The organism is Paenirhodobacter ferrireducens (assembly GCF_004022265.1).
Classification (GTDB): domain Bacteria; phylum Pseudomonadota; class Alphaproteobacteria; order Rhodobacterales; family Rhodobacteraceae; genus Rhodobacter; species Rhodobacter ferrireducens.
Genome location: NZ_SAVB01000004.1, coordinates 68,780 through 81,384, shown reverse-complemented (window position 1 = coordinate 81,384; position 12,605 = coordinate 68,780). Strand labels below are relative to the sequence as shown.

The 12,605-nt window shown below is 70.1% G+C and carries 13 protein-coding genes; 9 read left to right on the top strand and 4 right to left on the bottom strand.

Features of this window, described 5'->3' with window-relative positions:
- Positions 1-61 precede the first annotated feature (61 nt).
- Positions 62-3,391, top strand: coding sequence for an efflux RND transporter permease subunit (locus EOW65_RS04165; RefSeq protein ID WP_240664503.1), 3,330 nt, complete (start codon positions 62-64; stop codon positions 3,389-3,391).
- Positions 3,392-3,397: 6 nt separating this feature from the next.
- On the opposite strand, the gene EOW65_RS04160 is transcribed toward EOW65_RS04165, so the two are convergent.
- A complete protein-coding gene (locus EOW65_RS04160) occupies positions 3,398-4,195 on the bottom strand; it encodes a protein-disulfide reductase DsbD domain-containing protein (RefSeq protein WP_128147738.1) in 798 nt (265 codons plus the stop codon).
- A 164-nt stretch (positions 4,196-4,359) separates the two neighbouring features.
- Between EOW65_RS04160 and EOW65_RS04155 the strand changes: the two genes are divergently transcribed.
- Complete coding sequence (locus EOW65_RS04155; protein ID WP_128147737.1) at positions 4,360-4,920, top strand: YqgE/AlgH family protein; 561 nt, start codon at positions 4,360-4,362, stop codon at positions 4,918-4,920.
- A gap of 142 nt (positions 4,921-5,062) precedes the next feature.
- Here the strand turns inward: EOW65_RS04155 and EOW65_RS04150 are convergent, their stop codons facing one another.
- Positions 5,063-6,013, bottom strand: a complete 951-nt coding sequence (locus EOW65_RS04150) for an L-threonylcarbamoyladenylate synthase (RefSeq protein ID WP_128147736.1) — start codon at positions 6,011-6,013, stop codon at positions 5,063-5,065.
- A gap of 127 nt (positions 6,014-6,140) precedes the next feature.
- Here EOW65_RS04150 and EOW65_RS04145 point away from each other — a divergent pair, with 127 nt between their 5' ends.
- The 5 genes from EOW65_RS04145 to EOW65_RS04125 all read left to right on the top strand — a co-directional run bounded on the left by EOW65_RS04145 (position 6,141) and on the right by EOW65_RS04125 (position 10,220).
- Positions 6,141-7,832, top strand: a complete 1,692-nt coding sequence (locus EOW65_RS04145; protein ID WP_128147735.1) for an acyl-CoA dehydrogenase — start codon at positions 6,141-6,143, stop codon at positions 7,830-7,832.
- A complete protein-coding gene (locus EOW65_RS04140; RefSeq protein ID WP_128147734.1) occupies positions 7,829-8,875 on the top strand; it encodes an MBL fold metallo-hydrolase in 1,047 nt (348 codons plus the stop codon). The genes EOW65_RS04145 and EOW65_RS04140 overlap by 4 nt, the downstream gene beginning before the upstream one ends.
- Complete coding sequence (locus EOW65_RS04135) at positions 8,872-9,345, top strand: DUF6173 family protein (protein WP_128147733.1); 474 nt, start codon at positions 8,872-8,874, stop codon at positions 9,343-9,345. The genes EOW65_RS04140 and EOW65_RS04135 overlap by 4 nt, the downstream gene beginning before the upstream one ends.
- Before the next feature lie 76 nt (positions 9,346-9,421).
- Positions 9,422-9,556 carry an aa3-type cytochrome c oxidase subunit IV gene (locus EOW65_RS04130; protein ID WP_128147732.1) on the top strand — a complete coding sequence of 45 codons (135 nt, stop codon included), beginning with the start codon at positions 9,422-9,424 and terminating at the stop codon, positions 9,554-9,556.
- Positions 9,557-9,593: 37 nt separating this feature from the next.
- Positions 9,594-10,220 carry a hypothetical protein gene (locus tag EOW65_RS04125; protein WP_128147731.1) on the top strand — a complete coding sequence of 209 codons (627 nt, stop codon included), beginning with the start codon at positions 9,594-9,596 and terminating at the stop codon, positions 10,218-10,220.
- Between the two features lie 57 nt (positions 10,221-10,277).
- Here the strand turns inward: EOW65_RS04125 and EOW65_RS04120 are convergent, their stop codons facing one another.
- Positions 10,278-10,619, bottom strand: coding sequence for an AzlD domain-containing protein (locus tag EOW65_RS04120; RefSeq protein ID WP_394342731.1), 342 nt, complete (start codon positions 10,617-10,619; stop codon positions 10,278-10,280).
- A complete protein-coding gene (locus EOW65_RS04115; RefSeq protein WP_128147729.1) occupies positions 10,616-11,329 on the bottom strand; it encodes an AzlC family ABC transporter permease in 714 nt (237 codons plus the stop codon). Before EOW65_RS04115 ends, EOW65_RS04120 begins: the two co-directional genes overlap by 4 nt.
- An 84-nt stretch (positions 11,330-11,413) precedes the next feature.
- Between EOW65_RS04115 and mobA the strand changes: the two genes are divergently transcribed.
- Complete coding sequence (mobA, locus tag EOW65_RS04110; protein WP_128147728.1) at positions 11,414-11,998, top strand: molybdenum cofactor guanylyltransferase MobA; 585 nt, start codon at positions 11,414-11,416, stop codon at positions 11,996-11,998.
- Complete coding sequence (locus EOW65_RS04105; protein WP_128147727.1) at positions 11,998-12,579, top strand: GNAT family N-acetyltransferase; 582 nt, start codon at positions 11,998-12,000, stop codon at positions 12,577-12,579. Before mobA ends, EOW65_RS04105 begins: the two co-directional genes overlap by 1 nt.
- Positions 12,580-12,605: the final 26 nt, after the last annotated feature.

Genomic DNA, 12,605 nt, shown 5'->3' with positions numbered 1-12,605 from the left:
GAATGCCGCCGCGGCCGAGGCCGCCCGGGCCGAGGGCGCTTTCGTCCGCCCTGACGAGCCCCTGCCGCCGCCGCGCGGGATCATCGGCCGGTTCACCCGGCACCGGACGCTGGCGAATATCGTGCTCGTCGTCATGCTTTGCGCCGGGCTGGCCGTGCTGCCGAAGATGCGCGCGCAGTTCTTCCCCGATTCGGTGACCGAGGAGGTCGAGGTCGAGGTGACCTGGGAGGGCGCCGGCGCCGAGGATGTCGACCGCGCCATCGTGCAGGTGCTCGAACCCTCGCTGATCTCGGTCGAGGGCGTCGACAGTTCCGAAAGCCGCGCGATCGAGGGCAAGGCGACGATCACCCTTGAATTCGAGCCGGGCTGGGACATGGGCCGCGCGGTGAACGATGTCGAGCAGGCGATCACCGCCGCGGGCGACCTGCCCGAGGCCGCCGACGAGCCCGTCGTCACCCGCGGCGTCTGGCGCGACACGGTGACCGACGTGGTGCTGACCGGCCCGATCCCGCCCGAACAGCTCGGTCGGCTGGCCGACGAGCTGGTGGTGCGGCTCTATGCGGCGGGGGTGACGCGCACCACGGTGCAGGGCATGGCCGCGCCGCGCACGCTGGTCGAGGTGCCGACGGCGCAGATGATGCGCCATAACGTGACGCTGAGCCAGATCTCGGCGCTGATCGCGGCCGAGGCGGCGACCAGTCCCGCGGGCGACGTGGCGGGGGGGGCTGCGCGCGTGCGCACCGGCGAGGAACGCCGCGCCGCGCGCGACATCGCGGGCATCGTCATCCGCACCAACCCGGACGGTTCGTTGCTGACCATCGGCGACGTGGCGACCATCCGGGTCGAGGGGGCGAACCGGGCGCGGGCCTATTACGTCGGCACGAACCCGGCGATGACGGTGAATGTCTCGCGCTCGGCCGCGGGCGATGCGATCGCGCTGCAGCACGCGGTCGAGGCGGTGGTGGCCGAGATCCGCCCGACGCTGCCCGCGGGCACCACCATCGACCTCGTGCGCACCCGCTCGGCCGCGATCATCCAGCGGCTCGAACTCCTGATGAAGAACGGCGCGCAGGGGCTGGCGCTGGTGCTGGTGCTGCTGTTCCTGTTCCTGAATGCGCGCACCGCTTTCTGGGTGGCGATGGGTATTCCCACCTCGATGGCGGCGGCGCTGGCGGTCATGTACCTCGGCGGCATGACGCTCAACATGATCTCGATCTTCGCGCTGATCCTGACCCTGGGGATCGTCGTCGACGATGCGATCGTGGTGGGCGAGCACGCCGATTTCCGCGCCCGCGAGCTGGGCGAGCACCCGGTTCTGGCGGCCGAACAGGGCGCGTGGCGGATGGCGGCGCCGGTGCTCGCCTCGTCGCTGACCACGATCATCGCCTTTGCCGGGCTGACGGTGGTCGGCGGGCCGATGGGGCGGATGGTCGAGGACATCCCCTGGACGGTGATTGCGGTGCTCGCGGCCTCGCTCGTCGAGTGCTTCCTGATCCTGCCCAACCACATGAGCCACGCGCTTGCCCATACCGCGAAGGGCGCCTGGTATGACGCGCCGTCGCGGGTGGTGAACCGCGGGCTCGACTGGGTGCGGGTGCGGATCATGCGGCCGCTGGTGCGGCTGATCGTGCGGGCGCGCTATGCGGTCGTGGCGGGCTCGGTCGCGCTGCTGCTCAGTCAGGTGGCGCTGCTGATCGGCGGCACGGTGCAATGGCGCTTCTTCTCGCCCCCCGAGCAATCGACCGTCTCGGGCGCCTTCGCCATGCTGGCCGGCGCCTCGCGCGCCGACACCACGGCGCAGATGCAGGCGCTGCAACGCGCCGTCGACCGGGTCGGGCAGGAATACGCCGCCGAGACCGGCATCAACCCCGTCGAATACGTGCTGGGCCAGATCGGCGGCGCCTCGGGTCGGGCGCTTGCCTCGGCCGAGGGCAAGGACACCGACCTTCTGGGCTCGATCTCGGTCGAGCTGGTCGATGCCGACCTTCGCCCCTTCTCCTCGGCCGATTTCGTCGCCCGCCTGCAACGCGAGGCCGAGCGGATGCCGCTGCTCGAGGAACTCAGCTTCCGCGGCTTCCGCACCGGGCCTTCGTCGGACGGCATCTCGGTGCAATTCTCGGGCGCCGAAAGCCGGGTGCTGAAGGAGGCGGCCGAAGACCTGAAGGCGGCGCTTGCGGCCTTCCCCGAGGTCTCGGCGGTCGAGGACACGCTCGCCTACGACAAGGAGGAGCTGATCCTGTCGCTCACCCCGCAGGGCGCGGCACTCGGCTTCGACATCGACAGCCTTGGGCGCGAGTTGCGGGCGCGGCTGAACGGCACCGAGGCGGCGACCTATCCCGACGGCGTGCGCTCGGCCTCGATCCGGGTCGAACTGCCGGAAGGCGAGCTCACCGCCGATTTCATCGACCGGATGCAGATGCGCACGCCGGCGGGGAACTGGGTGCCGCTCTCCGACATCGTCACCCTGCGTTCGGAAACCGGCTTCTCGACGATCCGGCGCGAGGACGGGGTGCGGCGCGTGGGCGTCACCGGCGACATCTCCGAGGACGATCCGGCGCGGGCGAACGAGATTCAGCGCCTGCTGCGCGACGAGATCCTGCCGCGGATCGCCGAGGAACGCGGCGTCGTCTTCACCCTGACCGGCGCGGCCGAGCAGGAGCGCGACTTCATGTCCGACGCGATGATGGGGCTGATCCTGTGCCTTCTCGGCATCTACATCGTGCTGGCCTGGATCTTTGCCAGCTGGACGCGGCCGGTGGTGGTGATGTCGGTGATTCCCTTCGGCCTTGTGGGCGCGATCTGGGGCCATGCGCTCTGGGGCCTGCCGATGTCGATGTTCTCGGTCGTCGGGCTGATCGGCATGACCGGGATCATCATCAACGACGCCATCGTGCTGATCTCGACCGTCGACGAATATGCGGCAAAGCGCGGCCTTGCCCCGGCGATCGTCGATGCGGTGGCGGACCGGCTGCGGCCGGTGCTGCTGACCACGCTGACGACGGTGCTGGGGCTGGCGCCGCTGCTCTACGAGACCTCGGCCTCGGCACTGTTCCTGAAACCCACGGTCATCACCCTGTGCTACGGGCTCGGCTTCGGCATGGTGATCGTGCTGCTCGTCGTGCCCGCTGTGCTGGCGATCCAGCTTGATGTGACGCGACAGATGCGGGCGCTGCGCCACGGGCTGCGGGCGCGGCCGCTGCGCGGGGTGCTGGGCGCGGCGGCGGGGCTGATCGCGCTCGCCTTCGTCGCGACGCTGGGCCGGGCGATGCTGGCCGGGCAGGGCGTCGGCGCGGCGCTTGGCCTGTTCGTGGGGCTTGCGGCGCTGGTGGTGCTGGGCGCGGGGCTGGTTGCGCCGCGGATCATGCGCGCCCGGCTCGGTGCAGCGCGCTGAGGCGTCTCAGTTCGCGGGGCAGCCGTCGATCTCAATCGCGCCCGCGTCGCTCAGCACGGTGATGCGCAGATCGGACTGCTCAAGCGCGAAGGGCTTGCCGCTGTCTGGCACGAATTCGGCGCTGGCGAGCAGCGTGTTGCCCTGCCGCTCGGCCTCCGACTCCGAGACCCACATCGGGGTCGAGCGCAGCTCGAACAACGCCACCTCGCCCGCCGCCTCGGGCAGGTCGATCGCGGCCTTCACCCGCATCCCGTCGGCGATCGGCTCCACCGTGCAGCGCGCAAGGCCGGGCTGGCGCAGCGGCACGGCGGCCATCGCGGCGCGGATCTCGGGGTCGGGCGCGCCCGGGCCGGCGAGATCGGCCCCCAGCTCCAGCGAGACCGGCACGCAGACGTCGTGGCAGATCCCCATGTCGAGATCGGCCGACAGCGTCACCGGCTTTGCCGGGTCCGTGGGGGTGATCTCGAGCGGCAGGATCATCTCGTCGTGATAGCCCACGGTGCGCAGCCCGTTCTGGTCGAAGACCTGCGGCGCGGGCCAGATCACCTGCACGTCGGCGACATTGTCCGACCCGGCAAAGTCGATCACCGGCGGCACCCCGGCATCGCCCGGGCTGCGCCAATAGGTCTTCCAGCCGGGATCGAGTTCGATCTTCAGTGCCGCGATGCGGCTGCCGTCGGGCGCTTCCCAGCCGGGCAGCACCTCGGCGCCCTCCATGCCGGGCGGCAGCGGCTCTTCGGCGCGGGCGGGAAGCGCGGCGAGGCAGAGGCAGAGCGGAAGCAGGGCGGCGAGAGGTCTAGACATGATCTTCGGATAGCGCCTCGGGGCCGGGCAGTCCAAGTCACAAACGCGCCAGCGCGGTCTTTGTGTGCGGCTTTGCCACAGTCGGTGCCGGCACGGGGCTTGATCCGGCCGGGGGCCGGGGCCACCTTTGGAGAAAGGCGCATCCCGCGCCGGCGGAGACCGACATGGACCTGACCGGAAAACTCCTGATCGCGATGCCTGGCATGGGCGACCCGCGCTTCGAACATGCGGTGGTGGCGGTCTGCGCCCATTCGGCCGAGGGCGCGATGGGGGTGATCGTCAACAAGCCGCTGCCGACGCCGGGGCTGAGCGACCTGCTCACCCAGCTTGGCATCCCGGTGACGGCCTCGGACCGGCCGGCCAGTGCGCCCATTCTCTTCGGCGGTCCGGTCGAGACCGGGCGCGGCTTCGTGCTGCATTCGCGCGACTGGAAGGGGCAGGGGCCGGAGATGGAGGTCATGCCCGAGGTGGCGATGACCGCGACCCGCGACATTCTCGAGGATATCGCGCAGGGGCGGGGGCCGGACCGGGCGCTGTTGGCCCTTGGCTATGCCGGTTGGGGGCCCGGTCAGCTCGAGGCAGAGATCCTGTCGAACGGCTGGCTGATTGCCGATGGCGATGCCACGATCGCGCTCGACCCCGATCACGCGACGAAATGGACCCGGGCGCTCGCCACCATGGGCGTCGATCCGCGCACGCTGTCTGCCGCGGCGGGCCATGCCTGAGCCCAGAGGGGGGCGCTGCCCCCCGGCTTTGCCTCCCCCCGAGGTATTTCGGGCAAGGAGAAAGCCCGAAGGGTAGCTTTGCCTTCATCTTGGCAAAAATACCTCGGGGGTGAGCGCCTCTGGCGCGAGGGGGCAGCGCCCCCTAGCTGCGCGGCGCGGCGGCGCGCTGCAGCCGGTCATTGATTGCGCGGCCAAGCCCGGTGTCGGGAATGGGCGCGACGGCGATCGTTGCGGCGCCGCATGCCTGTGCCAGCCGGTCGGCCTCGCGCAATGCGCCGAACAGGCGCGCCGCCGCCTCGACCAGATCGCCGGTTTCCGACAGCGTCAGATCGGCCGCGGGGCCGGGGCCGAAGCCGAGGAAGACCTCGCCCGGGCGTTTCTCGGTCGCGTTCAGCCGCACGGCGGCGCCGGGGGCGTAATGCGATTTCAGCTGGCCGGGCGCGTTCGGTCTCGCGGCATCCCCGCCCGTCGGCAATGCGCAGCCGAGTGCCGCCTCGAGCGCTTCGGCCGGCAGCCCGCCCGGGCGCAGCAGTGTCGGCGGATCGAGCATCAGGATCGTCGATTCGAGCCCCACCGCGCAGGGCCCGCCATCGACCACCGCGGCAATCTTTCCGTCGAGCCCCTCGAGCACATGATCGGCGTTCGTCGGGCTGACCTTGCCCGAGGGATTGGCGGAGGGCGCCGCGACCGGGCCGCCGAAGGCCGCAAGCAGCGCGCGCGCGACCGGGTGGGCGGGCATCCGCACCGCCACCGTATCAAGCCCGGCGCTGACGAGATCGGAGATCCCCGCCTCGGGGCGCAGCGGCAGCACGAGGGTCAGGGGGCCGGGCCAGAATGCCGCGGCGAGCGCCCGGGCCGCCTCCGAGAACACCGCCACCCGTTCGGCCGCGGCAAGGTCGGGCACATGCACGATCAGCGGGTTGAAGCGCGGCCGGCCCTTGGCCGCATAGATCCGCGCCACCGCCTCGCCTGAGCGGGCATCGCCGCCGAGGCCATAGACCGTCTCGGTCGGGAAGGCGACGAGATCGCCCGCGGCCAGCAGCTCTGCCGCCCGTGCGATCCCCGCGGCATCGGTTGCGAGACGTTCCGTCATGCGATCCATTCCCTCCGGTGACGCTGCGTAGCGGTTGAAGGCGCCTTCCCTTGCGGTAACTTGTGCCCCGAGTATTGAGGTCATAAGCGCGCCGGCGCCCGTTGCCAAGCGCTCCAAGGAGGAAGTCATGTCCTATCGTTCGCCCGTCGCGGAACTGCGGTTCATTCTCGACAAGGTGGTGCCGCTCGCGCCGGTGTCCGCGACCGAGAAATTCGCCGAGGCGACCGGCGAGACCGTCGACGCGATCCTGACCGAGGCGGCGAAGCTGTGCGACGAGGTGATGGCGCCGCTGATCCGCAATGGCGACCTGACCCCCGCCAAGCTGGAAAACGGCGTGGTGCGGTCGTCGCCGGGCTTCAAGGAGGCCTATGAGCAGATCGCCGAGGGCGGCTGGGTCGGGATCTCCTCGCCGGCCGAATACGGTGGCATGGGCCTGCCGCTGACCATGGCGATCGCGGTGAACGACATGATGTCGGGGGCGAACCTCGCGCTGCAGCTGAACCCGCTGCTGACCCAGGGCCAGATCGACGCGCTGGAACACCACGCCTCAGACGAGATCAAGGAGCTTTACCTGCCGAAGCTGATCTCGGGCGAATGGTCGGGCACGATGAACCTGACCGAGCCGCAGGCCGGTTCCGACGTCGGCGCACTGCGCACCAAGGCCGAGCCGAACGGCGACGGCACCTATTCGGTCACCGGGCAGAAGATCTTCATCTCTTGGGGCGATTCGGACATGACGAAGAACGTCTGCCACCTCGTCCTCGCCCGCCTGCCCGACGGCGCGCCGGGCACGAAGGGGATCTCGCTCTTCATGGTGCCGAAATACATCCCCGACGCGAACGGCGAGCCGGGCGTGGCGAACAGCCTCAAGGTCGTCTCGCTCGAGCACAAGATGGGCCTGCACGGCTCGCCCACCTGCGTGATGAGCTTCGAGGGCGCGAAGGGCTGGATGGTCGACGGGCCGAACAAGGGCATGGCCGCGATGTTCACGATGATGAACAACGCGCGTCTGAACGTCGGCGTCGAGGGCATCGGCATCGCCGAGGGCGCCTATCAGAAGGCGCTTGCCTATGCGCAGGACCGGGTGCAGTTCAAGCCGATCATCGAGCACGCCGACGTGCGCCGGATGCTCGCCGAGATGAAGGCCGAGGTCTTTGCGGCGCGCTCGATCGCGCTCGCCTGCGCGGTGTCCATCGACATGGGGCACGCGACCGGTGACGAGGGCTGGAAGGCGCGCGCCGCGCTGCTGACCCCGATCGCCAAGGCCTATGGCACCGACACCGGCATGTGGGTCTCGGACCAGGGCATCCAGGTGCATGGCGGCATGGGCTTCATCGAGGAGACCGGCGCCGCGCAGTATTTCCGCGACGTGCGCGTGACCGCGATCTACGAGGGCACGAACGGCATCCAGTCGATGGACCTTGTCGGGCGCAAGATGATGGACGGCGGCAAGGCCGCGTTCCGCCTGCTGCAGGAGGTCGAGGAAGACGCGAAATCCGCGCGCGAGGTGCTGCCGCAGCTTGCCGAGGACGTCTGGCAGGCCGCCGAGACGCTGCGCGAGCACACCGAATGGATGATCGGCCAGGACATGCAGGACCGCTTCGCCGGTTCGGTGCCCTATCTCAAGGCCTTTGCCCGCGTTCTTGGTGCGCATTTCCACCTGCGTGCGGCGATCGCCGGCGGCGCCGAGTCGCGCCATGCCAAGCTTGCCGCGGTCTATATCCGCCGCCTGCTGCCGCAGTTCGCCGCGGCGCTGGCCGAGGCGCGCGAAGGCGCCGAGGGGCTCTATGCGCTGTCGGTCGAAGACCTGAGCGCATGAGCCACGGGACCGCGCGGAAAGGGCTGCATTACCCCTGGCCCGATCCGCCGGCCCCGGGTGAGACCGTTGAAATCGCGGAGGGCGTGCTGTGGCTGCGCCTTCCGCTGCCGATGGCGCTCGACCACGTCAATGCCTATGCCCTCGACGAGGGCGATGGCTGGACGCTGGTCGACCCGGGCATCGACACCCCGGCCTGCCGCGCCGCGCTGCAATCGGCGCTCGACGGGCCGCTGGCTGGCAAGCCCGTCACCCGTGTCCTCGTCACCCATTACCACCCCGATCACATCGGCCTTGCGGGATGGTTGCAGGTGCGCGGCGCCGAGCTGGTGACCACCCGCACCTCCTGGCTCTTCGCGCGGATGCTCACGCTGGACGAGCAGCCGGTGCCGGTCGCCGAGACGCTCGATTTCTGGCGCCGGGCCGGGATGACCCCCGACCTGCATGCCCGCCGTGCCACGGAACGCCCCTTCAACTTCGCCGATTGCGTGTATCCGCTGCCCTTGGGCTTCACCCGGATCCGCGAGGGTGACCGGGTCGTCGCCGGCGGCCGGCGCTGGCGCGTGCGGATCGGCGAGGGGCATGCGCCCGACCATGCCACGCTCTGGTCCGAGGACGACGAGCTGATCCTTGGCGGCGATCAGCTGCTTCCCTCGATCTCGGCCAATCTCGGCGTCTATGCGACCGAGCCGATGGCCGACCCGGTCGCCGACTGGCTGGAGAGCTGCCGCGCCTTCCAGCCCTTCGCGCATCGCCACCATCTGGTGCTGCCCGGCCACAAGACCCCCTTCACCGGCCTGCCGCTGCGGCTGCGGCAGATGATCGAGAACCACGAGGGCGCGCTTGGCCGCCTGCGCACGCTGCTGGCCGAGGGGCCGCGGCCGGCGACTGCCTGTTTCCCCGCGCTCTTCAAGCGGCCGATCGGCGAGGGCGAATACGGGCTCGCGTTGGTCGAGGCGGTGGCGCATCTCAATCACCTCTTGCACCGCGGCGAGGTCCGCCGCACGCTTGGGGGCGACGATATCTGGCACTGGTCCCTCGCATGAGCGACACCCCGATCCGCACCCTTGCCGAGGCACATGAGGACAGCGCGCTGCCGCGCGCCCATGCGGTGCTGACCGATGACGAGGCGGCGGCGCCTTTCGAGACCCTGCCGCTGCCGCCCGGCATGGCCGACGAGCCGTTCGAGGACAAGTCGCCCGCGCAATGGGCCTATGAGCGGCTCGTGCTCTATATCCAGAACTTCGAGAACCAGCTGCAGCCCGACGAGGAGGTGGCGCTTGGCATCACCGGCGGCGATGTCGGCGTGCTGCAGATCGAGGGGCTCGGTTATTTCGCCCCCGACATCCTGACCTTCTACGGCCGTGACGAGGACGGGGCGCGCACCCAGCTGATCCAGCATGTGAGCCAGCTCAACGTGATGCTGGTGGCGATCCCGAAACCCGCGGCCGAGGACGAGGCGCGGCGCATCGGCTTCCGCCTTGCGCGCGGGCTCACGGCCGAGCGCAAGGGTTGAGGCGCCCTGCAGCGCATGGATGACAGGCGCGTGACGCTGCGCTAGGCTTGCCCCGGGAGACAGTCGGGAGGAAACGATGGCCGATCACGGAATGGGCAGCATGGACATCCGTGCTCAGGAGAGAACATTCGCGGGTTTCCTGCGCTTCGTGACCGTCGGGGCGGTTGTCATTGTGGCATTTTTGGTGTTCCTCGCTCTGGCAAACGGCTGATCCGTCAGCCCTGTCACGAGTTTGAGGAGGACGGCAGATGCGCCGACTTATCATCTGCTTGATCCTGCCGCTGGCACTGGCCGCGTGCGGGGCGCAACCCGTCTGGGCACCGGACGATGTCGTGCAGAAGGCGGCAGTGCACACCGGCAACCCGCCCTCGGTGACGCTGTTCACCGTGATCGGCACCCATACCGGTTCGGGCGGGCATTCGGCGCTGATGATCGACGGTACGCAACGGGTGATCTTCGACCCGGCCGGGACCTGGAACCACCCCTGGGTGCCCGAGCGCAACGACGTCGACTACGGCATCACCGAACGGATGTACAAGTTTTACATCGACTACCACGCGCGCGAGACCTGGTTCGTGCGCGAGCAGCGCGTGCCGGTGACGCTTGCGCAGGCCGATGCGATGATCCGCCGGGCCGAGGCGAATGGTGCGGTGAACAAGATGATGTGCGCCAATGATACCTCGGCGGTGCTGCGCGACATCCCGGGTTTCGAATCGCTGCCGAACACCTTCTCGCCGCTGAAGCTGTCGAAGGCCTTCGGCAAGCTGCCCGGCGTGGTGACCAAGGATCACTACGACAACGACCCCGATGACAATTCGGGCGTGCTGATGGTGCAGCAGGAAGCGATCCGGCACGGTACCGAGCTGCCGTTCTGATCCGGCGTGCCGCTTCTGAAAGACGAGCGCCCGGGGCTTGCCCCGGGCGTTTCCGTCTCAGCCGACCAGCCAGAGCGCGAGATAGAGCGAGACGAAGCCGCCGAGGATCGCGGCGAGGGTGTTGCGCGTGGCGAGCCCCGCCAGCACCGTCACCGCGGCGGCGATCAGCCGCGCGGGGTCGGGGGCGCCGCCCGTCGCCTGCGGCCAGAGCACCAGCGGCGCGACCAGCCCCGGCAGCACCGCCACTGCGGTATAGCGCAGATAGCGCAGCGCCCATTCCGGCAGCGGCCGGCGCCCGGCGAGGCCAAGGAAGGAATAGCGCAGGAAGAAGGTGCCGACGCCGAGGGCGAGGATGATGATCCAGATCTCGGCCCGGCCGTAGAAATCCGCGCTCATCATGCGGCCCTCCGCGCCAGGAAGGTTTCGGCCCGCGCGCCCGCGACCATCGCCAGCACCGCGGCGACCAGCACGCCCAGCCCCGAGGGCAGGAACGAGAAGACGAGCGCCGCGACGACCGAGACCGTCGCCGCCACCAGATGCGGCAGCGAGCGCAGCATCGGCGCGATCATCGCGAGGAAGGTCACCGGCACCGCGAAATCGAGCGCGAACTCGGGCGGGATCGCCGCGCCCAGAAGCGCGCCCGCGAGCGTCGCGACATACCAGGTCGGACAGTTCGGCGTGCAGGCGCCGGCGTAATAGGCGAGCTTCTCGGCCAGGCTCTGCTGCGGCGCGCGCTCGTAATCCTGCGCGGCGACGGCAAAGCTCTGGTCGATCATGAAATAGGCGACGAGCGCCTTCTGCCAGCGCGGCGCGGCGCCCAGATGCGGCGCGAGCGAGGCCGAATACATCGCCATGCGCAGATTGACCGCGAGCGCGGTCAGGATCACCAGAAGCGCCGGCGTGTGGTCGTTCATCAGCTGCACCGCGGTGAATTGCGAGGCGCCCGCAATGACCAGGACCGAGAAGCCCATCACCTCGACGAGGTTCAGCCCGGCCTCGGTCGCCGCGACGCCGAAGAGGGTGCCGAAGGGCACGATCACCAGCATGAAGGGCAATCCGTTGCGCAGGCCGCGCCAGTAGGCGGCGGAAAGTGAGGGGCGGTCGGTCATGGTGGCTTGCTCGCTGAGGCGTGTTGCGCCAGTTCTAGGGGCAGCGACGAAGGGCGCCAAGGGCGCGATTGTATCGGAGGCATTATGCGGATCGCCGGGCTGATCCTGGCCGGCGGGCAGGGCCGCCGCATGGGCGGTGTCGCGAAGGCGCTGCTGCCGCTCTCCGGCCGTCCGCTCGCGGCCCATGTCATCGCGCGGCTGGCGCCGCAGGTCGGGGCGCTGGCGCTGTCGGCCAACGGCGATCCGGTGCGCTTTGCCGGGTTCGGCCTGCCGGTGCTTGCCGATCTGCCGGGCGAGGTGGGGGAGGGGCCGCTGGCCGGGCTGCGGGCGGGGCTTCGTTGGGCCGCCGCCGAGGGCGCCGGGGCGCTCGTGACCGCGGCGACCGACACACCCTTCCTGCCCGGCGATCTGGTGGCGCGGCTCGCCGCTCCGGGGGGCGCGGCCTTCGCGACCTGGCGCGGCCGGGCGCATTACACCGCGGCGCTCTGGCCGCTGTCCGAGGCGGCGCGGATCGGGGCGCTGTTCGCGGCGGGCGAGCGGCGGCTGCGGGTGGCGCTCGGTACGGCGACCGAGGTCGCCTTCGACGACCTGCCTGAGGACCCCTTCGCCAATCTCAACACGCCCGAGGACCTTGCCGCCGCCGCAGTGCGGATCGGGGAGGCGCGGTGATGGCGATCATTCGTCACGGCGTCTTCCCCGAGCAGCGCGCACAGGCGGCGCGGCTTTACTGGCAGGCCTTCGGTGGCAAGCTTGGCATGGTGATGGGCCCCGAGCCGAAGGCGATGGCCTTCATCGAGCGGGTGATGTCGCCCGATCACGTGATCTCGGCGAGCGACGAGGCGGGGGCCTTGCTGGGGGTGATCGGCTATCGCACCGCGCGGGGCTCCTTTGTCGGTGGCCGGATGTCGGATCTGATCGCGGTCTATGGCCGCTTCGGCGCCTGGTGGCGGGGGCATGCGCTTGGCGTGCTGGCCGAAGATCTGGCGACGGGCACGATTTCCGTCGACGGGCTGGCGGTGGCCGAGGGCGCGCGCGGCACCGGGGTGGGGGCGGCGCTGGTCGAGGCGCTGTCGCGCGAGGCGACGATGCGCGGCTTTTCGCAGCTGCGGCTCGAGGTGATCGGCGAGAACCTGCGGGCGCGCGCCCTCTATGATCGGCTCGGCTTCGAGGTGACGGCGCGCTGCGAGAGCCGGGTGAAGGCGCTGATCTTCGGCTATCGCTCGAGCATCACCATGGCGCGGCACCTGTGACGGTGGGCGGCGCGGGGCGCTGCCCC